The organism is Pseudomonas sp. SWI36 (genome assembly GCF_002948105.1).
Classification (GTDB): Bacteria; Pseudomonadota; Gammaproteobacteria; order Pseudomonadales; family Pseudomonadaceae; genus Aquipseudomonas; species Aquipseudomonas alloputida.
Genome location: NZ_CP026675.1, coordinates 4050339 through 4075596, shown reverse-complemented (window position 1 = coordinate 4075596; position 25258 = coordinate 4050339). Strand labels below are relative to the sequence as shown.

Annotated in this window: 12 protein-coding genes; 6 read left to right on the top strand and 6 right to left on the bottom strand. The window is 56.6% G+C overall.

Annotated features, from left to right (window positions below):
- The first annotated feature begins 67 nt into the window (after positions 1–67).
- The 5 genes from C4Q27_RS19485 to C4Q27_RS19465 all read left to right on the top strand — a co-directional run bounded on the left by C4Q27_RS19485 (position 68) and on the right by C4Q27_RS19465 (position 5684).
- On the top strand, positions 68–478 hold the full coding sequence (locus C4Q27_RS19485; RefSeq protein WP_064491463.1) for a PA2817 family protein: 411 nt from the start codon (positions 68–70) through the stop codon (positions 476–478).
- A gap of 188 nt (positions 479–666) precedes the next feature.
- Positions 667–1212: a fimbrial protein gene (locus tag C4Q27_RS19480; RefSeq protein WP_064491462.1), complete on the top strand. Its 546-nt coding sequence runs from the start codon at positions 667–669 to the stop codon at positions 1210–1212.
- Positions 1213–1273: 61 nt separating this feature from the next.
- Positions 1274–2011 (top strand): molecular chaperone, encoded by a 738-nt coding sequence (locus C4Q27_RS19475; RefSeq protein ID WP_064491461.1) that lies wholly within the window; start codon positions 1274–1276, stop codon positions 2009–2011.
- A 27-nt stretch (positions 2012–2038) separates the two neighbouring features.
- A complete protein-coding gene (locus tag C4Q27_RS19470; RefSeq protein ID WP_104887222.1) occupies positions 2039–4537 on the top strand; it encodes a fimbria/pilus outer membrane usher protein in 2499 nt (832 codons plus the stop codon).
- A 79-nt stretch (positions 4538–4616) separates the two neighbouring features.
- Positions 4617–5684: a fimbrial protein gene (locus tag C4Q27_RS19465; RefSeq protein ID WP_177410012.1), complete on the top strand. Its 1068-nt coding sequence runs from the start codon at positions 4617–4619 to the stop codon at positions 5682–5684.
- A 75-nt stretch (positions 5685–5759) separates the two neighbouring features.
- Here C4Q27_RS19465 and C4Q27_RS19460 read toward each other — a convergent pair whose 3' ends face one another.
- The 6 genes from C4Q27_RS19460 to C4Q27_RS19435 form a co-directional block, all read right to left on the bottom strand.
- The gene (locus C4Q27_RS19460; protein WP_104887220.1) at positions 5760–9653 is read right to left on the bottom strand and encodes an RHS repeat domain-containing protein; all 3894 of its coding nucleotides are present in this window, start codon (positions 9651–9653) and stop codon (positions 5760–5762) included.
- A 27-nt stretch (positions 9654–9680) separates the two neighbouring features.
- The gene (locus C4Q27_RS19455) at positions 9681–10172 is read right to left on the bottom strand and encodes a hypothetical protein (RefSeq protein WP_104887219.1); all 492 of its coding nucleotides are present in this window, start codon (positions 10170–10172) and stop codon (positions 9681–9683) included.
- A gap of 58 nt (positions 10173–10230) precedes the next feature.
- A complete protein-coding gene (locus tag C4Q27_RS19450) occupies positions 10231–13128 on the bottom strand; it encodes a hypothetical protein (protein ID WP_104887218.1) in 2898 nt (965 codons plus the stop codon).
- A gap of 30 nt (positions 13129–13158) precedes the next feature.
- A complete protein-coding gene (locus tag C4Q27_RS19445; protein WP_104887217.1) occupies positions 13159–15450 on the bottom strand; it encodes a hypothetical protein in 2292 nt (763 codons plus the stop codon).
- Positions 15451–15463: 13 nt separating this feature from the next.
- A complete protein-coding gene (locus C4Q27_RS19440) occupies positions 15464–17968 on the bottom strand; it encodes a hypothetical protein (protein WP_104887216.1) in 2505 nt (834 codons plus the stop codon).
- An 84-nt stretch (positions 17969–18052) separates the two neighbouring features.
- The gene (locus C4Q27_RS19435; RefSeq protein ID WP_104887215.1) at positions 18053–19897 is read right to left on the bottom strand and encodes a hypothetical protein; all 1845 of its coding nucleotides are present in this window, start codon (positions 19895–19897) and stop codon (positions 18053–18055) included.
- Positions 19898–20083: 186 nt separating this feature from the next.
- Here C4Q27_RS19435 and C4Q27_RS19430 point away from each other — a divergent pair, with 186 nt between their 5' ends.
- On the top strand, positions 20084–24991 hold the full coding sequence (locus C4Q27_RS19430) for an RHS repeat domain-containing protein (RefSeq protein WP_104887214.1): 4908 nt from the start codon (positions 20084–20086) through the stop codon (positions 24989–24991).
- The last annotated feature ends 267 nt before the right edge of the window (positions 24992–25258 follow it).

Genomic DNA, 25258 nt, shown 5'->3' with positions numbered 1-25258 from the left:
TTTGCGGCCCCTTCCCCAACCGGCGTATACTCCGCGCCCCGTTTCAACCACCTCGAGGACCACCCCAATGGCTAACCCCCACCTGGAATATCACCTGCAACTGCTGAACCACCTGCGCACCATATTGGTGGCCCTGGGTGAAGCCGAGCAGGTGCCGGAGGAAAGCCACGCCCTGTTCCTCGAACGCTTCGACGAACTGCTGACCCTGCTGCCGCAAAACCCACTGGAAAGCCAATACCTGGGCCAGGACCTGATATGCCAGGTGATTCAGCGCTACCCGCAAATCGCCCACTTGGTGCCACGGGACCTGCTGTGGTTCTTCGGGGGCGACTGCCTGCACTACATGCCCGATGAAGAACTGTCCGTTTACCAGCAACTGGAGGAGCGCCGCTACGAGGCAGAGCAGAATGACGAACCCTTCGACTGGCATGCTGAAAAACAGCTATTGAGCCCAACCGGCCCAGCCTCCCGTCACTGATCTTTCCATGCACCCGGCGCTCTAGCCGGGTGCTTGTCGACATTTCAACACGCTGGTCGCACTCCGCCCTACATCCGCTTCGCCCCCCCGCCCGTACGCTGTCGCTCGTTTCAAGGATGCCCTGGCAACCCTGAGACGCTGCGTGCCTTTCACGCAGCCAGCCAACCTATCAACGTACGGATTGAACCATGAACAAGATCTTCATGACGCTAGCCTTGGGCCTGGCAAGTACCACGGCTTTTGCCGATGAAAGGGGCCAAATCCTTTTCAAAGGGCATATCAACGGCGGCGGTACTTGCCCGATCGAGATTGTCATACCGGGCTCGGGCGCAATTGGCGCCGTTGAGCTTGGAAACTACGCGGTCAAATACTTCGACACCAACACCGTCACCCCCGACATCCCATTCGCGTTACGCGTTGATGCAGATGTAGGCAGCTGCAATATTCCAAATCCTTACAAAAGCCAAGTCACATTCAACTCTCACCACGGCGATGCAGGCCCGGGAAATGCTCACTATGCCATTCGCAGCGGCGGTGGATTAGCGCAGGGCCTGGCGTTGACCATCAAGGATGATACGTTCACAAATATCGCTCCGCGAACGCCATCCAAGGACTACGACATTGCATCCACAGGCGTAACGGACCTCAAGTTCTACGCTTCGTACTTGAAGACCGGCACAGTGACCGATGGTGATGCCAACGCAGATGTGAACTTCAGTATCACGCTGCCTTGATGCCCTGCCAGGTGCCTTCGCGCACCTGGATCCCACTGTCACTCAAAATCGGTCATTTTCCATGCTCCCCGTCACCCGCACTTCGACGATGCTGGGCGGTTGCCTGCTGCTTCTGGCCAGCTTGCTGAACAGCGCCCAGGCCGCCCTTACCATCAGCAGCACGCGCATCATCTACGAAAGCAGTCAACGCAGCGCTTCGGTGGTAGTTGCCAACCCCAGCCAACGCCCCTTCGCCGCCCAGACCTGGGTCAATACCCAGGCCGATGACACCACCACGGCCGTACCGCTCATGACCGCCCCGGCCTTGTTCAGGCTGGCTGCAGGCAAGGACCAGTCGGTTCAGATCAGCGGCCTGCCAAACGACCTGCCCCAGGACCGCGAATCGTTGTTCTTTTTCAACCTGCAAGAAATTCCCCAGGCCATCGACGGTAAACAGAACACCCTGAACATTGCCCTGCGCACGCGGATTAAATTGTTCTACCGCCCGACGCAGGTTCAAGGTAATCCGGTGCACAGGCTCAAGGAGCTACGCCTGGTCAGAACCCTGCGCGACGGCCGCCCACACCTGACTTTGCACAACCCCACGCCCTATCACTACACCTTCAACCGGCTGGACCTGGTCAAGGGCAAGCAACAGGAAGCCCTGCCGGGTGTAGACATGGTGCCCCCCATGTCCGAGCTCAGCTACCTGCTGCCACCCAGTCTGGAAGGCCCTGGCTTGCAGGCCATCGTAGCGGTGATCAATGACTACGGCGGCATCAGCAAACCGCTGACGCTTCCGGTGCACGACACCCCCTGACATCCGGCTACTCCTGAAGGAACCACAATGATCCTGCAACCCCACGGGTGCAGGCGTATTCGCCTGCGCCACGTTTGCCCAATGGTTCTCTGCCTGGCGTCCGGCAAGGTGCTGGCAACACCCACACCACCGGTAGGCGCCGAGTTCGAGGCAAGCTTTCTGTACCTGTCCCCTGGGCAGCCCAGGACGAACGCCGCTCAGGCCCTGCACGCGCTGTCCGAACAGCAAGAGTTGCCGCCCGGGCGCTATCCCGTGCAAGTGCTGGTCAACCTGAGCCCCGCCGGCGTGCATGAACTTGTGTTCGAGCCGCCAGCTGGGGATGGGCAATTGCAGCCGTGCCTGCCCCCCGGCCTGATGGCCGAACTGGGGCTGCGACTGGATGCCATTTCTGACCCCACCACACTTGAAAACGCCTGCCTCGACCTGCCCAGGCTGGTGCCGGGCGCACGCGTCGACTTCGATGCCAGCCTATTGCAACTGGCTATTTCCATACCGCAAATCGCACTGCAGCGCGATATGGCAGGCCAGGTAGACCCGGCGCGCTGGGAAGATGGCATACCGGCCGCCTTCGTCAGTTACCAGGCGGCCACGCAGCAAAGCCAAAGCCGCGGACGCGGCAGCCAGAACAGCCAGGATTTGTTCCTGAACAGCGGCATCAACCTTGCCGGCTGGCGTTTGCGCAGCAACCAGTCCTGGCGCCGCGACGAGCAGGGCCGGCAAACCTGGGACCGTTCCTACACCTACGCCCAGCACGACCTGCCAGGCAGTTGGGGCAACATCACGCTGGGCGAAACCTTCACCAGCAGCGACATATTCCGCAGCGTGCCAGTCACCGGCGTGCGGCTTGCCTCCGATTTCGACATGCTGCCTGACGCGGTGCGCAGTTATGCCCCCACCCTGCGCGGCGTGGCGCAATCGCGCGCCAAACTCGAAGTGTGGCAGAACGGCTACCCGATCTACTCAACGTATGTCAGCCCTGGCCCGTACGCTATCGACGACCTGAACGTGGGCGCCACGGGCGAGCTGGAGGTGGTACTGACCGAAGCCGATGGCCAGGTGCGGCGGTTCATCCAGCCCTATGCCAGCATTACCAACCTGCTTCGTCCCGGGGTCTGGCGCTACAGCACCACGCTGGGCCGCTACAACCCGGCCCAAAGCCATGATGACCCGCTGCTGTGGCAAGGAACAATGGCATTGGGCATGGTCTGGAATGCCACCCTGTATGGCGGCTTGATGGCCAGCCAAGGCTACACCGCCGGCGCCATCGGCATCGCCCGGGACCTGGGGGCAATCGGGGCGCTTTCCTTCGATATCACCCATGCACGCAGCGATATCGCCCCCATGGAACATCGTTCCCTGCAAGGCATGAGCTATGGTGCCAGATACAGCAAAGCCTTCAACAACGGCACACACTTGCGCTTTGCCGGGTACCGCTATTCCACCCAAGGCTATCGAGACTTCGACGAGTGGGTCAGCCAGCGCAGCAGCGACCGATTGTTCCTGGGCAGCCGGCGTAGCCGAATAGAGGGCTCGATCAACCAGCGTGTGGGCGAGCGCAGCACACTCAGCCTTACGCTTTCGCAGCAGGATTACTGGCAACGCAGCGATAGCCAGCGTCAGTTCCAGCTCAATTTCAACACCTCGCACAACGGCGTCAGCTACAACCTCTACGGGTCGCAATCACTGACGCAAAACAGTTCGGGCAGTGACCGTCAGTTCGGCCTGAGCATATCGCTGCCGCTGGAGTTCGGCCGCAGCAGCAGTTTAAGCCTCGACTTGCAAAACTCTGCCCACGGTACTTCGCAGCGGGCAGCGTTGAACGGCCAAGTGGACCGCGTAAGCTACAATGCCACAGTCGCATCCAGCGAACAGCGGCAACAAAGCGCCGGCCTGTCCGTGGCCTACCAGGCACCTCAGGCAACCCTCGGCGCCGGCCTGTCAGTATCGGATGACTACAGCAGCCTGTCGCTGAACATGAGTGGCGCGGCATTGCTGCACGCTGATGGTTTGGAATTCGGGCCCTACCTGGGCGAAACCATTGGTCTGTTGCATGTCCCCGATACCGCTGACGTGGGGTTACAGAGCCACGGCGCCGTGCGCACCAACACCAAAGGCTATGCCCTGGTTCCCCATTTGCGTCCCTACCGGCTGAACCAGTTCGTGCTCGACACCGACCGGCTGAACCCGGAGGTCGAGATCAGCAATGGCATCGCCAATGCCATACCTCGCCGCGGCGCAGTCATCAAAACCCAGTTCCAGGCCCGTCGCGCCAACCGTGTGGTGCTGACCCTTGCCACCAAAGACCAGCAGCCTTTGCCCTTTGGCAGCCAGCTCCACGACGCCAATGAAAACGTGTTGGGCATGGTCGGCCCGGCAGGCCGCGTGATGGTGTCTGTTGCCGACGGCCTGCAGCGCCTCGAAGCCCGCTGGGGCGAAGCGTCCGAAAACCGCTGCAGCTTCGCGCTGGACCCGCAGACCATTGCTCAACAGCAAGGCTATCGCGTGCTATCGCTGACATGTGAATGACTTCACCCGCGCCCTTCTCGCCATGCAACTCGTGCCCAGAACGGCCGCTCAACACCAGGAACCGCGAATGAAACGCCTCATGCCTTGGGCGCTGCCCATAGCGCTGCTCAGCAGCTATCAAGCCCACGCCGCCGACCGCTGCAATTGGAACACTGGCAGCCAGCCAATGACCATAACCCGCATACTCAGCGGCGTGATGCATGTCCCTGCGAACGCCGAGCCAGGCAGCGCCATCGGCACACCCAACCTGTCCTCGTATACCCAGTCCATGCCACGATCGGAACTGCTCTGCTTCAACGATGGCGACGTACTCTGGCGTTTCGACATGAACGCCAGGGATGTATTTCCCGACCCGCTCCCCCCCGTTGAAGGTGAGCCCTCCGATGGCTATATCCTGAAAACCAACATCGACGGGGTCGGCGCGCGCATCCGGCTACGTGCACCTTTCAACGGCGCAGTCCCCACTTTCTTCATGCCAGAGGGTGGCCCACACAACCCTTTCATCCCGATGCGGTCGACCATGCAGGCCAACAACCAGCTTGGGGGCTTCAAGCTCAGCGGTATCACGAGCGAGGTCACCCTGGTCAAAACGGGGGATATTGCCCCCGGCCAGCATACGGTCGACACCGAATTGTTCACCGGGCATTTCGATGCCACAGGCTTGGGCCTGGTACTGCGCTATCGGTTACAGGCCCAGGTGTTGCAAACCCAATGCGCCCTCATCGGCGACCCGATAAGCGACACCCCCGTAGAGCTGCAGACATGGGACAAATCGCATTTCGTCGGCAAAGGCACCACAACAGCGACCGTGCCGTTTTCAATTACCCTGAGCAACTGCAAGACAGACCCAGGGGGACTGACCATGGCAACCATCGAACTCGACCCCACCAAGGGGTCGACCCCCGTACCGGGGCTGGACGGCGTATTCACGCTCACCACTGACTCCACGGCGGAAGGGGTTGGCATCCAGGTGCTGAAAGATGATGGCACCCCCCTACCGCTGCAACGGGAAGAGCACCTCCAGCCGATCCAGGAAAACACCACCGTGCTGAATTTTGGCGCACGCTTCTACCAGACTGACGAGGCCAGCGCAGTCGTTGCCGGCGACGCGTTCGGCGCTTTGAACTTCACCCTTCGCTACCGTTGAACCGAGCGGACAAAACGGCGCCCAATGTCCGTTAAGAACTTGGGCGCCGGATTGATCCAGGTTCAGGTTGCAGTATCAAGCCTCACTCTCGGTCGAACTCAGAATATTCTGCGGGTCATAACCGTACAGGCACTCCCCTTTTTCAGGGTCTGTCACCTTGATCAGACGGTTGAGCGCATCATATTCCAGAATACGACCAGCTTCGTCGTGTGTCAGGTTGCCATTTTCATCGTAATGAAGCTCTGTATAGGTGGGCTCAAGATCGTCGACTCTGTTTTCAATGCCTGAAAGCTGAGCAGGATCCGCAGGGTTTTTGAAATGGTAGATCGCCAGATTACGCCCACCGCCGTCATATTGCGTCACCACCTGACGAATGTTATCCACCGCGTCAAAGCCAAACACCTGGCGGGCTATCTTCTTGCCATGAGGGTCAATTGGGCACAGGTCGCCCTCGCAGTTATAATCGACCAGCCGACCGCGCAAATCATACCTGTACGTTTCTTTCCGCAATACGGTGGGCGGTGTCGCAGGGCCTTCTGCAAGAACGCGCTCAATGATGCGGTCAAATTCGTCATATTCCTGGGTCAGTACTTGCTCGGGCCCTTGGCTGAAGGTGAACGTTCGCGAACGCTCGCGCTCCAGATCATCATATTCCAACGTCGTTTTAAGCGTATTGACCGGTTCGCTTGATGCATCGGTGGTTGCATAGCTCGCTGTACGCCCTAGCTCGTCGTATGCGAATTGGCTCGACAGGTCTCCCAGCGTGGTGGTATCAAGTCGACCCACATTATCGTATTCATTGATCTGGGTCTGGTTCAGCACATCCCGGTACGATTCCATTCGCCCCCTGTAGCTGTAGCCATACTCCATGTCGTAATTACCACGCGTTTCAACGCGTACTTCACCCGTGCTGTAGTACGTGCGCGAAATCGATTGCCCTTGGGCCTCGACACAACTTTCCAGGCGTGCGTTCTGCTTGTCGAATACATAATTGGCTTCTTTGCCCCCCAGTCTTCGTAGCACAGGCTCTTCTGTCAGGTAGGGACGATAATCGTATTCGATAACACCCAATGGCGTGCTTACCTTGTTGGGTTTGAGCTCACCCGTCTTGTATTCATATTCCTGTAAACGGCCACCGGTTTTCGACCAATCCATCAGGTCCAGGCCGTTGAAGTGTTGCTCACCCAGCAGCTCAAGGTCATTCACCCGAATGGTGATGGGTAAATCCTTGTCGGTGTGTGCCGCAAAGGTTCTGTAAACAACCTCATCCTTACGTAGTTCATGAGCCAGCAGGCGATCGAAACCATCGTAGGTGAATTTTTCTCTCTGCTTTTGCTCCGCGTTACCCAGCCCTGACTCTTCCTGATGTTTGCGACCCAATCCATCGTATTGGGTCAGCGTTTCGCTCTTGAGTACGGTTTCCTGTTCATCAGTCGGCTTCTCCTTCACCCACCGTCGAACCTGCACAGGCAACTCAAAGCGGTTCAGCTGGGTTTCAGTGACCCCGGTCTTGGCGCCGTTTTCCAGTTCGTTCCCCTCATCGTCCAGCACCTTCTGCCGCCACTCGCGTTTGATCGGGCCGGTTTCTCCATCGCCGATCGGGTTGGTTTGCGCGAACTCGCCGACGCCATCAGGGCCGATGACACATAATTGCTCACCCCAGGCATCGTACTTGTAGCGGCTTTTCAAAGGCAGGTCACGGCCCTTGAGCCAGTCAATTTCAGTCTCTTCCAGCAACCTGCCCCATGCGTCGAAACGGGCCGTGTAGATGGGTTTGGTATTTCCTTTGGGCAGACCATTGTCCGGGTCTTCCCGTTCTTCCCTGATCGTGCGATGAGCACCATCGAAATAGGCCACAGTCATCACACCCTTCACATCGTATTGTGTCTGGGTGGCCTGAACGCCCTCGTCGTTGCTCAGTTGGTATTCGTAGCGTTTAAATGCCTCTTCTTCCTTGCCCGGGCTGACGATCTCCCGCTCGACGCGCAGAAGTGCGTCCCATACGGTCATGATTTCCGTATTGGTTTCATCACGGCTGAGCACCGTTTCTCCCGATGCCAGGGAGCGCTGTACTCTGATTTCCTTGCTGGTGCCGTCGTAGCCGGTCAGTAGCTGCTTGTCCTGCAGCACTTTCATGGTCCCCTTGACCAAGGGGCCCCGACCCCTGGCAGCATCCCAGCTGAGTGTTTCGAAGGTGTAAGTGTGCGCCATCAGGGTGTCGAGCGTGTCCGGTTCGTTCGGTTCACCCTTTTTCGGGTTCGGGTAGCGCGTTTGCTGGCTCTTGAGGCGGCCATGTTGCAATGGTTTATCAGCCTCATTGCCCGTTTCATCCTTAGCCTGCTCAAAAGCATGGTGTGTAGCTTTTGTTTCATTGCCACTGGTATAGGTTTCCACCTGCACTTCCAGCCAGTCCTGCTGCTGGGTATGCGGTTGGGCACTGGTCAGCGTTGGCAACTGCTGATAGGTGTAATGCGTGGTGCGTACCGGAGCACTGCCGGGATAGCCGGCTGCCGGCTTCTGGATTTTTTCTTTAAGGTAGGTAACGAAGCCTTCTGCATGGCCTGGGAAGCCCGGCTCTTCTGCCTCATACCAAGTGTAAGTCTCTTCAATACCAGTGACGGCCCTATGCGTCTTCAGGTTGCCGTGATCGTCGTAGGTGCTGGCTTCCGCCAGCCTGAACCTGGCGGACGGGTCGTCCTTCAACCACCAGGACGTATCGATGCTGTGGACCAATTGACAATACTTGGGCTGCTCCTTGAACAGGGCGCCAGGCTTGAGGTTATACCCCGTCTGGACTTCCTTGATCTGGTTGCCGATAACTTCGGTTTCGTCGGCATTCAGCGCCTCGCCTACATAGGTCGTTTCCCTGGTAAGCAGGTGGAACTTGTTGAACTCGCGGACGGTGCTGCGTACGGGCTTATCATCAACCCAGAGTGTCTCTGTGGTGGCATAGTCATAGTCGATGACCTGGCGGAACAGATTGTCCAGGCCATCGTTTACCCAGGTCAGCGGTGCATTGCCACCCAGGAAATTGTAACCGTTGCTGGAATAGGTATAACGCGTGTCGATCGAGGGTTGCTCATGGCCTGGGTGCTGCACATGCCGGGTTACCCGAGGCAACGGGTCCAGGCCCGAACCGATCGGGAACTGGTGGCCGCCATCACCATAAGTGAGTTCATCCTTACCGTCCGAAGGGGTGTAGACCGTGCTGATGCAATCGATATTTCTGATGCGGCTATACGTAAAGTGCCACCTCGGCGGTTTTACAGTGCGCAGCCCGGCGCCGCCCTCCGGGTTGTCGATGGGCAGCTCGATGCGGTCCACCCGGTTGCCGGTACCCAGCACCAGAGTATAGGTGGCGATACCCGTATCTGTTGGCATCGTCAACTGCACGTTGTCATTGCGAACGACTTCCAACAACGTGTCATTGCGCATGTCGGTAATCTTGGTCAACATCGGGAAGCCGTTATGAGTGCCGTATTCCAGGTTCAGCCAATGGCCCTGGCGACTGAAGATGCGGGTCGGCACTGCCCTGACGTTCGGGCTCGAACCTTTTAGCTCGAGCACTTCCACCACGCCGGAGCGGTGCACCACCCGCCAGCGGTCTTCAGCGTCCTCATAAAGGTGGAACGTGTCGATCTTTTTCTCGGACATCGTCAACTGGTTGGTAGTGCCGGCACGGCCATCGGCTTTGAACGTTTCGCCATTGGCCAGGGAAATGATCCGGCGGTTCTGGGCAGGGTCGAATTCGGTGGTGCGCAGGTTCCAGCCTGTACCAAAACCACTGTCGGCAAGACTGAGCGGGCTATAGCGCAACGTCACGTCAAACTCGGGCCCCGACTGGTCGTTGCCCGAAATGCTGCGAAGCTTGGCGGTGAAAGTGTACAAGCCTGTGCGTGAATCGACGCCGCCCGTCAAGTGGCTCATGAAATTGAAGGCGTTGGAATGCACCGAACGTTCATCGGACATCATCGTTCTCCTTGGAGTAGCTCGGGATTAGAGGTCGATTTTGACGCAAGAGAGTTTACCGCCCACTTGTTGATCATCTTCATACTTCTTTAAATCAAGAAGAATACCGGCCGTAATAATAGAATTTACTGGGGCCGGCGCCAAATCTGCAATCTTTCGCCATGTGGTCGTTGTCGGCTGTATATATGTTCTAATTTTGAACCACCACGACTTTTCATTGCGGCAATCAGCCTCGGAGTACAGTGTAATCAATGTACCCGACGGGGCGTTCTCGATTCGATACCAATACATATCGTCGTTTTTACAACCCTCATCCGGAAAATCATATTCATGAGGTCCATCCGGTTTGATTTCGATTGAGCAGGTATTTCCAGAATCAGGCTCATCCTTACCTCCCGCTAAATACAGTTGTGCCGTGCCTTTCGTCTCAGAAGGCTTGTCAAGTGCATAAACACCTGCGGCCACTGAAAGCAAAGCTGAGAGCATAACGACACGCCACGCAGACTGGCAGAATCTCATGATTTCACTCCTTTCTATATATTGAACAGGCCGCCCGCGCAACAGGTGGCCCATCCGCTTAAACTGGTGTGAACAAAGTATGTTCGATGTAGTTTCGATGACCGAGCGTAGTGGCGCCTCTGTAGGCGAAGCGCCGATAATGGGCATTACCCTGTCGATCCCGTAGCAAAACCACTATGGATCTCGAAAGCTGATCACGCGTAGCGTTCTCTCCCCCGACGTAGAGGAAATCCATCACCCGATGATTAGTGATTACCAAAGTGCCCTGTTCAAAAGCATCGTCAAATACCGTGCTTTTCAGTTCCTCTCGGCCGGACATGAGCTTTGACAAGTTCTCATCAAAGTCGATCGGGACGCTATTAGGCACCCCCGACTTCCATTTATCGGCGTCCTTGGCTTCGCTGTCCCGGAAGATAGAACCGGTAAAACTTAACATTACCTCGTTTTTGTTTTGGGACTCCCAACGAATCATGGAAGTGCTGATATGGGGGTCTGATTCGTTACGCGCCAGAAACTCGATGGTTTCGAAGCGGCTGTTAATCAACTTGAGTATCCAGTAATCCTGCGTAACCAAATTATAATCGAACGCCGGGTCACCGGGTTCGTTCGGGAGACCCGTACTGCCTTCTACGCGCACGCGCGTCCAAGAATAGTGTTGTTCCCCGAAGTCAGGAGGTAATTTTGGCGTTACTTCAATCGTGGCCCCCACGCTGCCGCTGTTATCATCGGATTTATAGGTCCCCCCCGTGTCGGCCATGAACATGCTGTAGAAGGTGGTGGCCTGCCCCGCCCTCGCCTTGGTATGAAGGTAGAGATCCTGCCGGGTTGTCGTCTCTTCGTTTCTGGCAGGAAGTGCCTCGGCCAATTGCGAATACACCAAATCAAAACGGTTAGCCACGCGACGGGTACCCCATTCCCTCTTGTCAGCTGCATCCAAGCCGCCACTGGGGTTGTTGTGATCAGGCAGCGAAGCCACTTCCTGTTTATCTTGCTTGATGGTCAAGCCGATGGTGGCGCGTTCGTCTTCAGTCAATTTGTAGTATTGGCCATCCACAGGCTCGGTTTCGATAACTACCTGCAGCCGTAAAGACTGGAACCCGTTCCTCAGCAGTTCGCCCTTGGCACCTTGCTCGGTCCCTCCCGGTACGGTGATGGTATAGCTCGTCAACCTGACCCAGGAGCCTTCTTCCACCAATTGCGCTTCGCCAAATTCGAGCAAGCTGTAGCCTGACGCCAGCACCACGCCATTCTCCACCAACTCGCAGGTCACGACACTGGCGCCCTGTTCTTCACCTGAAGGGGCGATATAGTTACCTTCGCCATCCAGGGTACCCGGGCCGATCAGTTTCCAGCGCCGACGTGCGTCTGGCAGTAATTCCGGGTCTCGCTCTATCAGCGGCACGACCTCACCTGGCTTCAGGCCGGTTGCACGTACAGGGTCGATGACCATCGATTGCAAACCATTGAGCATGACCAGTGTCGACATACGCTGCTGGCTGCCTGTGGCTTGCACTTGCTGGACAGTCAGCTGGCGCCGGCTGGCGGCCTTTTCGGCGGTATAGGAATTTCGGTGGCCGTTGGTCTGCGCAAGCTGACCGCGCGGCTCTCCGAGCAGCGACCACTCGATATTGCCCCCCGGCATGGCCGCGCTCAGTGCAATCGGCGTGCGCGCTGCAAACACACCCACCCGCGGCGCGATCTGCACCTGCTCGAACTGCACGATCAGTTGGGTGGTCACGCGATGCGTTTTCTTACCATCGTCAGAATCAAGCTCGGCTGTAATCAAGATTGTCAGGCTGTGATGGCCAATATCCTCAAGCCCAACAGCCTGGTAGAAACCATCAGGGCCGATTTCACCATCGCCCACCGCCAAATGGCTCTGGCGGCTGCGGGCATACCATTGGCTGGCTTGCACCTCCTCCCCAGCCTGATCGCGCAGGGTAAACTTGACTGATCCGCCCGCAGGCACGGTAGTGGTGGGCGAGTCGATGGTATATAACGGGGGTACAGCGACAATATTGCCAAATACTGCGAGGTCGTGCGGGGTATGCCGTTCGCGCTCCTCGAACTTGTGCAACGTCCCGAACAGTATCGATGCCAGAACATCCAGGTTGTCGTCACGCACATGGCCTAGCAGGGCTTTGTCCACAACGATGGTTGCCGAATAAAGCTCGCTTCCGTCTTCGTCCAGGTCATCGGGAATCAGGTAGGGAAACAACTTTGGTATCTGGCCTGGCTGCGTATTTGCCCGCAACTGAATGAAGGTGAGTACCGCACCGTCGCCATAATTGTCCGCCCCCAAGACGTTGGCGCCTGGCGCCGGCTGAGTCAGGATAGTGAAGTTGACGGGCGACAAAGCCGAGTAGCCTGAGAAGTCAATCATGCCCAGTTCGAACTGGCCTTGGTGCGCGGGTAACCGTTTGAACCAATCCTGCATGGCGGCAGTGATCAGGCCATTGAGGTGCTCGTCTTCACCCCCCAGGTTGCAGCTGAAACTGGACGCCTCCGCCAGGTCTAGCGAGACCCTCCCGCGCCGGTCGATCTCGCCGGTCACCAGCTTGAGGTCGACGTTCATCACCAGCGAATAACCCATGGACGCATCGATGATGAAGCGCGTCTGCAGGTTCTCTGCCAATGGCGATTGACGCCTGTAGACCCCGGCCAGGATAGGGAAGGTCAGCTGTGCTGTGGAGTTCTCCAGCGACGCATTGGCAAATGAAAGCAGCGGCGGGCCAAATTCGATCTTGCGCAACACACTTCGTGTGCGGATATGGTCTTCATGGTCGACATCTGCATTGAACAGCGGAACGAAACTCAACGCACTAAAACGCTGTTTGTATTGCTCGAGCAGCACGTCGTTAAGGCGCGCGCGGCTGAACGCCGCAACGGCACCCCAACCTTCTGTGATGTTGTGCTTGTCCATCCGCTGCAACACATAGGAAATGGGGTTTGACATGTCATTCTCCTGTCAGTGAACGCGAGTGGGTCATACCGAGCGCGTCTTCGATGCCAGCATCTGTTGGCACAAGCCAGTAAAGCGGCTGGGCTGCGAGGGCATGACCAGGTGCCCTTCAAAGAGCCCGTACCCCTCTGATTCATGGGAGGCAATCACCACAATGCCGGGGGATTGCGGCCCACTCTGCGCGGGCACGTACAGGCCGGTGTCAGGGTCGATTTGCCCCGTCCCCACTGCCAGGCGCCACTGTGCGGCCACCGGGTCTTTGTTCGAACCTACATAAGCCTCAAATTGCATGCTGCCATCGCGCTGGGGTGCAGTGGCCAACGTCACCCTGAGCATGGGCTGCCGCAGGGTGACCAGCGCATGTACGGCCTGCTTGCCGGCGGGCTCTTCGAGCTCCACCTCAAACGATTCCACCCAATAGGTTTGTTCTTCGTTCGAATCGGCTGCCTTGGCCGTGTAGCGGCAACGACGCCCCTGGTCTTCTTCCACCTTCTCGCCGCTGTACTTAGGGTCAGGATTGACCATCGTCCATTTCAGCGGTTTGGTGTCGAGGGACGCTTCGTCCAGCACCCCTGCATTCAAAAGGCGCTGTGTGCCGGCTTGCATCACGGTGATGAAGGGGTTGACCGTCAGTGGCTGGCGCAGCACCGTAACGACGGCAACGCTTCTCTGGCCAGCCGCGTTGGAGGCGATCACCAGCACTTGCCCCGAGCGCCTCTGCAAGGTGTGCGCAGGAGGTGCCCGGAATTTGCCATCGACGAAGCTGCCAGGGTCGGAAGGCCCGCCAGGGAGGGTTTCCAATGTCCAGGTCAGCGCCTCGTTTTGCGGGTTATCCACTATGAATTCATGAAAGCCGCCCGCGAGCACATTCACATCGTCATCGCGAATGCGAAACGCAGCATCGTGGCTCAGCGAACCCGAAGCCAACAGCGCACCGGGAAACGCCAGGTCGGCAGGGTTGAACTTTATGGTATGGCCACCCCCGATTGTCAGCGCTTCCATCCACTGCTCCGGGGCTGCAGGGTTGAGTTTTTTCGCAATCGCCAGCAGGATTGCCCGCTTCACCGCGTAGGCCGCAAAGTCCCCTGCCTGCAAGCGCAGTTCCTCGTATTCATCACCCTCGGGAAGGCCGCGCCGGGCATGGGCTTCCTGTGCTTCCGGCCAGGGGGAGAAAAACTGCCCCTCCAGCAAGCCCTGATCGTTTTCAATGTTGGGTAGCAAATAGAAACGGTGTCGCAGTGACAGGGCAAAATCCGCCTTGAACTCCGAAGGGACCTCTTCACCCTTGGCTAGGCAGCTGAAGTCAATCGTAGCCTCGCCATGCCACTGCAAGGTGATCAGGTCCAGCTCGAAAGTGGCTGCAACCCCACCTGCCGCCCCTATTTGGAAGGGCTTGGCGGCAAAGATATATCCTTGGGACTCATAATTCGTAGGCGGTATCTGCAAGGTGCCCGCTTCAGCAACCACCTCGACAAGCCGCCCGTCTTCACTGCGGTGGCTGAAACGCCCCCCGTCCAACAGCTGGGTGAAACCAGCGAGGAAGGCATTACGGTGTAGCACACGTGAACTGAGCAACTGCACCGCATCTTCTGGCCCAGGCGGGTCTGGCAGCAGACGTGGGAAATCGCCATTGATATTGGGCAAGTCCCCCGCACTGCCATATTGCGAAGAAGCAAACACGACCAAGGTGTCACCCTTGTCCTGGGCATCCGCCTGTGTGGCAAGCTGGGCAACCCTCAATTCAAGCTCCGGTTGCCCCTGCAACCCCTTGACCAGCGGGTACTCAAGTTTTTCGGCCTCTACTGGCAATTGCTGACGCAACCAGGCACCCGCCAACAGTTGTTCGCTGTCGTACTCACTCACTGCAAGGCGCATGTCTTCGCCTTTGGACACATCCAGCACCAATGCGCCATTCTTGAAATCTGCGCTGGCTTGTTGTTTAAGCTCAAGGCCTTGTAGCGCATCATGCTCGGATAGGCTGAGCACTTTATTGCCGCCTTCGGTCATGACAAGGGTTCCACCATGCAAGTTGGCCACCATTTCCAACCGGGTGCTCTCGTAACTCGCGCGCTTAATACCCACTTGTGGCCCTGACAACTGGTACCCTGCAAAGTGGTAAACGATATCGCTCATGTCAATTTCAAGCTGGCCAGATAAACCTGCAATTTCGTGTCCCTGGCTTAGATGGGTGGCATGGGTTTGCCGAAGCGCGGTATTGCCTGCGGTCAGGCACACGCCCGTAATACTGTCCCATTTCATCAGGTCCGGGTTATCGACCAACCAATCACCCAGCAATGACGGTTTGTTCATGCTCATGACGAGTCTTCCTTTATACTTTGGGCAGTTGGAAAGCACCTACGCCGCGCACAGCCTCCTCCAGCCTCGCCGGGGGCAAAGTTTGCACCACATACTGGTGGGAAACTCCGTAATAAACCGTATCATGCGTTGCTGTTATCACAGCAAATGGATCACTGCTGGACGCATCATGGGTATAGATACCGGTAATGGGGTCGATGACACCCGAGCCGTACACTACTTTCCATTGGGCTTGATCCGGAGTTAATTCAACGTTACCCACCTTGGCTTTCAATTGCACAGTTCCAGCCGCAACATCCACTTCACGCGTAATTTTCATTGGCAGCCCCGCATTGCCTTCGGTGATTACCAATGCGACGCGCGCGGTCTCCCCATCAGTGGAATCACTCAGCGTAATTTTATCGAGCGCGAAAGAGGCAGACTCGTCAGGGTAGTCATCCAGGGGGGGCATCACTGCAGGGGGGGTATAAACTGCAGTCTTACCGTCGGCGGTCAACTGGCCGTATTGAGGCGGCTCCCACTTCAGGTTCGTGACATCACCCAGGTAGCCGGCTCGCAAGTTGACCGTGGGGGGCGTGCTGTTGACCTGTGTCACATAGAGGAGCGGACTGATGTGCAAACCCGACCTCAAGACAGTCATCAGTGCCGAACTGCTGAAGTCGGTGTCTATGTGTCGCGCATTGACACGCAGCCGTACAAAGTCGCCATCGAAGTCCGAGGCAGCCGGCGGTGTGTACAAGCCGGTATGTTCATCGATCGAACCGATCTGCCCGTTGGAAACAGAATCCAGTACAGGCTCGCACGTCCAGCGAATCAGGCCGGGGTGTGCCGGGACCGTGTTGAACTGCAAGGGCGCGCTTCCCGCCACCAGGGTATGTTGCATGGGATCGATGGCGAACGCGGTTACGGTGGGATTGACAGCGCCAAAGAAAGCGATATCACGTGGCGCGAATTGGTCTTGACCGATGAGGGCATTGCCAAAATTGAGCTTGATGGTCTGATCGACCAATTCCCGCAGGTTGCTGGTGAACTTAAAGTTTTTCTCGAAAGCCTCACGCAAGATGCCCTCGACACTGGGAACTTCGACATCTATTCCCTTAAAGAAATTGTGAAACAAAGCCCACATTACGGTAATTATCGGAGCAAGCATTAAATCCAGCAAGGCTAAAAAGTACGCTTCCTCCGAGTCAACTGGCGGCCGCTTTATTACTTTAATTTCTCCGAGCACAGGCGCTGCAGCCTTGTGTTCTAGCACCTCCAGAGAAACGAACTTCAAGCGCCCTCCATCCACATCCTCGAGCTCATAGGTGCTTGTAAATGTGTAGCTAAAATCATCCTCGGTATACCTAAAAAACTCCGAAGAATCAAAGAATCCAGAGTCCAGCATCCGCTTTATGAAATTCGTTTGATCGTTGAAGTAAGCTGGTATCATGCCTAGTACACCCTCGATTTTCCACTTGATTTCCACCTTATTTCCATTTATCGAAACCTCGAATTCTTGCCCAAGTTTCAGAACAATTTTCGGCACGTAAGCTATGAAGGTCACCAGCAGGGGTATCCCCTGGATGGGCTCTGACCAGAACATGTGCGTTAGAGTCTGCTCCTCAATGATCATTTCTCCATTCTTGGCAACTGCCCCTATCAGCCTGCCCTCTTCGTCGTGACGAAGATCAAACTCGACGTTACTCACGATCGTTTTCAGGGACTGCACCAACTGCGCCAACATGATTCGAGTGGGTCCAAACAACACCGTCGCGTCATAGGGCCTGTCGCTGGGAAGGAGGTAGCGAAAATCATTGCCAGGGATGTGCCCTTCTTCATCCCCTTCAAAGCGCACCATGGCCAGTACCGCGCCTTCGTCATCGTCTGCGTCCCGCATGCGTGCCTGCGTGCGCAAGGCAAACGATTTGGCGCGCAGTAACGGATCACCGCCTGCTTCTATCTGGCCAAGCGTAAATACACGTTCTGGGGCCTCCAGCCCGTCAAACTTTTGCTTGAACCACTCACCCACCAGCCGTTGCTCACCGGGATCGTCTGACACGTTGATGCTAAAATCGGAGCTTTCTTTCAAATCAAGTCGCACGCGCCCCTCTTCACCCACCACACCGGGCACGTTGGCCAACAGCAGTTTCAGGTGAAGTTCCGGCCCCAGCAGCGGACTGGTTTCGCGTATTTCCCGAACTTCCCACTCCCCGGCTGCGTTACGCAGACCCAACTGTGTTCCCGACATGATCTGTGTGGTCAAGCGCGCGGTGGAATCGTTGGCGTGACCACCCAGGAAGCCCAATCGCGGCCAATCCAGGGTAAACTGGTTCAGTGCAAAACGCCGGTCCGCGCCATTCTCGATACTTCCGGTCAAGGGCTTGAGGTAAGAGTCTGTTTTGAACCGACGAATGTAAACCTGCAGCAGCAGACGATTCAGTTTCTCTCTGTCCATGAAAGAAATCATTCCCCAGTTCAGGCTGCGCTCCTCCTCTTTCAGCCACGCATACAGTTGCTCAAAGTTATATTCAGCCATGGTTCTATCCTCATAAAAACTCAGATCGTTGATACTTATCAATCACGACTCTTCGCAACCAAAACTTGCCATATGACCTCGAACTCAAGGCACCACCTTAAACTCGGCAGTCTGGCCTTGGACAAAGCTTGTACCTTCATCGAAACTGACTTTTACGTACACATGGAAAGGGGTATTCGCCTCGAGCTTCAACAGATATTCCTTGCTCAGGCTCATTCGCAACAACCCCTCTTTCCATTCATCCGCAGAGACCGGCTTGTCATCGCGTATCACTTCATCTGGCAAGGAAGGCTCACCCGGCTTTGACTTCCCCGTAACATAAACGCGTACAATCTGGCCCTGCGCGAAGAAATGCCAGCTATTACTGTTCAAAGTAAAAGTCACACTATCGATGACCTGCGACACTGGAATGTCCGAGGTCGCAAAGTCCGGGCACTGAACCGCTTGAAAAGCATCGGATGTCAGTGGTTGAATTTTCAAGCCATAGGCAGGTGAGCGCTGCTCGCCATCATCAGCATCTTTAACGGTATAAAACACTTTGACCCGCTTGCCAAAATTGGCAGGTACCACAGCACGGGGAATCTGGAACTCCCAGGGATTACCTATGGTCGGTGTATCGGTTTGGTACTTACCTGTAGTACCAAACCCCTCCCAGTACATGGTTATCTTGCCATCATTGGTCTCCGACTCCTGCGGCACCCGGATTTTTGTCCCCAACGTCAAAAGACTCGGGCTGATGTAAGCGAATGAAACCATCTCTGGATCAACTTCCTCGCCCGGATCAGGTTCTTGCTGTGTAGCATCCGGGTTGAACGGTGGTTTAAGAACCAACGGCTTCTTCAAGATAAGGTCCAAGGGTGTGGAGTCGGCCGCCCCGCCCACCCTGGCCCATTGCCAAGTCAGCTTTACCGCTTCACCGATGTGTTCTTGCAACCATTGCGCCGGCACAAGAAAACGCAAACGCTTGCTGTCCAGAATTGAACGGTCTATACGCAGCATGTGTCGGCTAACCTTCTTGCTCACAGCCGTAAGCAGCAGTTCATCACCGTGTCGAATGCCGTAATCATCCACTTCAACCGGTAAGCCGTCCCCATACTTGGCCGGGTCAAGCCAGTCGTCACTGTGCCCCGGTATTACCGGGGGGGGCAAACTTGGCGACTGCCCCGCGTTTTGCTTGATGGTGAAGCGCTGGACCGGAGACTGGCTTTTTCCACCGTCTTTATAGTTGACGGTATAGCTCAGCTCGCACCACCCACCGGCTATTAAAAACTTGATTTCGTCAATTACCCAAAGCAATGGCTCATCAGAACCCTCAGCCAACTCTTTGGTGTATTCTTCGGAATTACCTAATTCGTCGCGCCATGAAAGCACAACGTTATCACCCGCTGTCATGAAGGGATAATGGGTGGTCACAACACGGCCATCCCCCTTCAAGCGTGCGAGGTCAATTACAAGACCGTCACTGTCCATGAAGTGCGGCGGCGGCAACATCAGAGCAGGCTCAACTTGCTTGTTGATGTAAAAAAACAGCCGGCTGGATGACTCTTCCAGGGCAGGGCCTGGTATGACGTTACCCCGAATATCGGTTCGCGCGTATGAATAGAACGCATAGCCCTTGTTCAGGCCTTGCAGCAGGCCATTATCTATTTCAATCAAGAAACTGCCATCAGGCTCCAGATCAGTCACAGGTAGCGGGTTTGGGTCACGGTCGTGAATTTCCCCCAGTGCGCCACACCCGAAAAAGCGCGGAGCGACGAAATGCCCCAGGTCTATTCCTGGGTACTTGATGTACGTTTTCAGCGCTTCAGCCCCTAAGTCCTCAAGGCTCAGCGAATCACCCTTCAATAACGGAATCTCGGGGCGCGGCAGCGCCGCAGTTGAAGCCAATAAGCCCTCTGATTGCTCGCCATGCCGCTTGCGAAGTTTCATTCACTAATCCCCACCGTATTAATTGCTTTGATCAGCACTGGTTTTAACTGCTGATCTCGATGGGGATTTTTTACACCTTGGCCTGACTTGCCGAAACTAGCACTTTTAACAGGTGGCAACGGTTATGCCGTTTGCTAGTGTCCGTGCTTATGCATCCCGTACCTCTCACCCGGAGCGCTCTTCATCATGGCCACCGAATCCAGTATCAATTCCAATGCCTTCAATTTTTTCAATCACATGCAGAGCGGTGTTGACTCGCGAACGGGCCTTTATTCCTTTCAAATCGCCCTGTCCGCGTTTTACGGCAGTGACCTGTTGGCGCCTGAAATCGAATTGAACCTACGCTACAGCCAACTGAACACGCAGGACCGCGGCTTTGGCAGGGGCTGGAGCCTGCCCACCACCGAGTTCGACCCTGCCCAGAAACGCAGGATCATTTCTCTGGCCAATGGCGAAACGTTCAAAGCCGACGGCCGTGTTGGCACTACCAACCAGTTGACGATGTCGGAGAAAAAGATCGACACGTTCCACCTTTACGAGGACGCTGAAGACCGCTGGCGGGTGGTGCACCGCTCCGGCATGGTGGAAGTGCTCGAGCGAAAAGGTTCAAGCGCGAATGGCAGGGCGGTGCCGACCCGCATCTTCAGCCGCCAGGGGCATTGGCTGAACCTGGAATACGGCACCCATAACGGCTTCCCGATGTTGACCAAGATCACCGACATGCGCGGCGTCACGCTGCTGGAGGCCGTTCGCAACAGAGATGTGCAGTTGAGGATGCCAACTGACACGGGAAACGCCACCTATACCATGGTGTTGGGCACCGACAACCGGGTAACCCGCATCGAATTGCCCACCGACAACCAGGCGAGCTGGCGTTTTTCCTATATCCGCGTCAGGAATGTCGATTGCATCAGCACGGTGTACACCCCTGCGGGCGGTTTCGAAGAACTGAAATACGATGATTACGGCCACGAGTTCCCGATCGGTTCGGGCCTGGACCCGCTGCCTCGAGTAACCCGGCATGTGCAGCACCCAGGCAATAAGCAACCCCCGATCGACACGCGTTACACCTATTCCAGCAACGGTCACAACTTCCTGGGTGGCAATGCACCACTGGAGTGGATAGACGATGGCCTGGACAACCTGTTCCGCAAGGATATCGACTATGACTATGCCACCACAGAGACACTCTGGGTGGATGAAAGGCCCGTACGCAGCACCGTCCGAGAGTTCAACAAGTTTCACCTGAACACCCGTGAAGCTGTGTATCGGGGCACCAAGCTGAACGCCGACAACACTGAAGTCATCGGCAATTTCATTGAAGAGAAAATCACGACGTATAACCTGAAGCCCGGGCGCTTCGAGGAGCAAGTGAACGCCTGTCAGTACCCGATCAAGATCGAAACCCGTTGGCGGCTGCGCGATAGCGGCCGTCAACACGTGGAAACCATCAGGGCCGAGTACGACGATCACGGAAATGTGTTGATGCAGCAAGCAGCGACCGGCGTCGTGGAGACAAACCGTTGGTACCGGAATGGGGATGCGGGTTACCCAGGCAATGCTGAAAACTTTGTGTGCGACCTACACACGAAAACCGTGACACCGGCGGCTGGGCACGGTGGAAACGCCCCAACACTGGTCACGACGCATACGTACAATCAAATCAAAGTACTGGCCAGCAGCAGCGAAGCGACCGGGCAGGAAAGCTGGTGTGCCCTTCATAGCGAAACACTGAGCCACAACGATCGCACACTGAAAGTCACGGCCTATGACTATCACGAGCAGGAAAATGAAGAAGTGCAACAGGCAGAGCCATTGCAACATGGTCGCCTGCAAAAACGCACCACGGGCTTCCCGAACCCCGCCTTTGGCGAGCCGGGCCAGCCTGAAATGCTGGAAAGCACTGTTGACTATGCCTACCAGTTCGAGACGCTCGATTGGGACAAGATGCGCGACGAGCGTTTGCATGATTTGGCTCCAATTACCGTGCTGAAAACGGTGCATGACACCGTGGGGCATGACCAGGCCAGCATGCAGACCAGCGAAGGGCACTCACTGTTCTCTGGCGAACTGGTGCTGAGCACCGACGAGGACAGGGTAGAGAGACGCATCGTCACCGACAAACTGCACCGCAAGATCTTTGAAGTCGTGGCAGGGGGTGGCGCCAGCGAAGCCGTGCGCAGTAATGAGTATGCGCTTTGTGCCGAAGAGGGTGAGCAGGCGAGCCAGCGCTATACCTCACCTACATCCGTGATCACTGAAACGCGGTTCGATGGTTTGGGCCGCGTGCACCAGGTGCTGGCGAGCCATATAGACCCGACAAGGCCCAACGCTTTGTTCCAGGTCCAGGAACTGGTGCACGACGCCTGGGGACGCGAAATTGAAGACAGGCAGTACGACTGGCTGGAGGGCAAACCCTTCCCTGCCGACGTGCCGTTCCTGGCCCAGCGATACCTGTACGACAACTGGGAAGGGCGCAGTGTGGTGATCCGCCACGACAACGTTCAGGAACACACGCTTTTCGACCCCACCGTGGAAGATCAAAACAGGAACGTGTGCAAGACCACATGGTTGCAGGTGGCGCAGCAAACGGAGAAAAGCGAGAAGGTCAGGACCTGGAGCAATGCGTTCGAGAAGGAGGTACGGATAGAACGCCTGAGCCCTGACGATATGATCGAGGCGGAACAGGTGATGCACTACGACGGCCTTGGCCGATGCGTGAGCAAAATCGATGAACGCCAGTATGAGACAACATTCGAATACGACCCGTTCGGCCGCTTGAGTGCCAGCACGCGGCCAACCGAAACGCGTATCGAGCATCGTTATGCCCACCACACGGACGCCGAATGGTCGACCAGTATCACCGCCTTTTCCAACCGCGAGTCCGACCCTCCCTTCGAGGTGGGCAGCCAGTGCTATAACGGGGTAGGCAAGGTGACTTCGCGCACCATTGGCAAGCGCACCGAGGAGTTGCGGTACAAACCCGGCCAATCGAAACCAGCGGCCATGATCACCGGCGCACGCGATACCATCAGCTACGAGTACGACCTGGCGCTCTCCCCTTTTCCTACCCAAATGCGCGTGAATGCTGACGAAAAAGGCGACGAGTACATTTATGACCCGATCACAGCCAGGATGAAGGAGTCGCGCGGTGCCAACGGCAAACGGGTCTATCACTACAATGCGCATGATCAGTTGACCGGCGAAACCCTCGAAACGGCAGGCGATGTGCCGCGCACGGCCGAGTATGTCAGCACCTTCCACAACCGCCTGACATCGAGCAAAGATGCCGGGGGCATGACTGCCGTCCATGAATACGACGAGAAAGGGCTCATCACGGCAACACGCCAAGGCAACCTGCTGGCATCCTTCGGCTACAACGGCCTGGGCAGACTGATATCCCTAACCAGCACCGACACAGTTAGCAACAGCACACTGACCACATCTCTTGAGTACGACGACCACGGGCGTGAAATCAAGCGCACCCAGCAGCTAGACACAAGGCCTTTGCCTACGTTGACTCAGGTGTGGGGCAAGGACAATTTGCTCGAAAGCCGCGTATTGCGCGACGGGCCCGGGCCTGATGATGTTGTGCTCGAGGAAGCATTCCGCTACGACCGGCTGGGGCGACTGAGCACGGTCGAATACAGCGGCCGCGAGATCCCCAAAGACGAGGCAGGCCGCACGCCCCGCCAACAGGCATTCGATTACGACAGCATTGACAATATTCGTGTTTGCATCACCCGCTTTGATGACGGCACCAGTGAGATTGCGACGTATGAATACAACAAAGACGACCGTTTCCTGCTGAAATCGTTGACGCTCTCCACGAGCGGCAGTACGCCAGAAACCTTCACATTCTCCCATGATGCCAATGGTAACCTGACGGTCGACCAGCATGGCCGCGTGCTGGAGTACGACGAAGAAAGCCAGTTGTTGCAAATCAGAGGCCAAAGCCAATATCAATACGACGGTGAAGGGCAACTACTGACCAGCCAGGCAGCCAGTGGCTCGCCAAGGCAACTGTGGTTCGACGAGAACCGGCTGAGTCTGGCCATCCAGGACGGCAACTACACACGATTTAGCTTCCATGCCGATATACCACTGGCCCAGCAAAGCGATGCCCCCGCCAGAACGTTGTTGCTGCAAACCGATTCCAGCCACAGTGTCATCGCCGAATGCGAAGCTGGCGCGGTTCGCGACATACGCTATAGCGCCTACGGTCAGCGGCACGTCACGGTGCCTGTCCACAGCAACTTGGGCTTCAACGGTGAGGCACTGGATGAAGGCAGTGACTGGTACCTGCTGGGGCGGGGCGTGCGCGCCTATAATCCGGGGCTTAGGCGCTTCAACAGCCCCGATCCGCGTAGCGTGTTCGACACCGGTGAACTGAACCCCTATACCTACTGCCTGAACAACCCGATCGCCTTGCGCGACCCCAGCGGCTTGACTGCCACGGGCGACGGTGGCAGACCGCGGCGCCCTGACGAAGATGACCCGAACTGGCTGGGGCGCAGGAAGCCTGGTGGCGGCACATTGAACTGGATCATGTTGGGCCTTGGGGTAGTGCTTACCGTCGCAGCAGTTTTTACCGCAGGTGCGTCACTGGCTGCGGTAGGGGCACTCGGCGCTGCCGCGAAAGCCGGGATGAGCGCTGCTACCCTGGCCGTCAGAGCAGGTACCGCCAGCTTCCTGCAAAAAGTACTGGTCAAGGTTGCAGCTACCTCCATTAAAGCAGCGCTCATGAACACCCTCTTTGCAGGGCTGTCCCTTGGCGGTACCGCAGCGCAGGCAGTTTCAGTCATCAACAACGATGAGGCTGCGGGAACGGCGGCAATGATTCTGGGTATAGCAGCTGCCTCCACGGCAATTGCACGAGTGACATACAGTGTGGGCAAGTTGGCTTTCTCTGGCAGCAAAGCGGTTAATGTATCACCACTGGGGGTAGTGCAGGAGGTAGCTGAGAATGTAGACGACGCTGCTGGTGGTGCAACTGGTGGTGCAACTGGTGCTTATAATACTCAGTTTTTACGTAAGAACTTTATAGCCAGATACCCAATTTTTAATCGTTTTTCTCGCATGCCTCACCGCTGACCGAGCGATACGATCCACTAGTGCTTGTTTAAAACTAAAACAACTCCATCTTAAATCACAAATAGATACCACCTAAAACGCCGGCCCAGCAAGTACCTGCAACCCTAATCCTGGGCTGCAGCCTAAACTGGGCTGGCTTTTTATTTTCTTATTCTTCTCATCGCCCCACCTAGCATTTTTACCAGTATCCACAACTTCCACTCCACGCTAGCCTTCTCTCACCAACAACCGGTAGCAGGCCAACCCGGCCCCTCCTTATCGTGATGT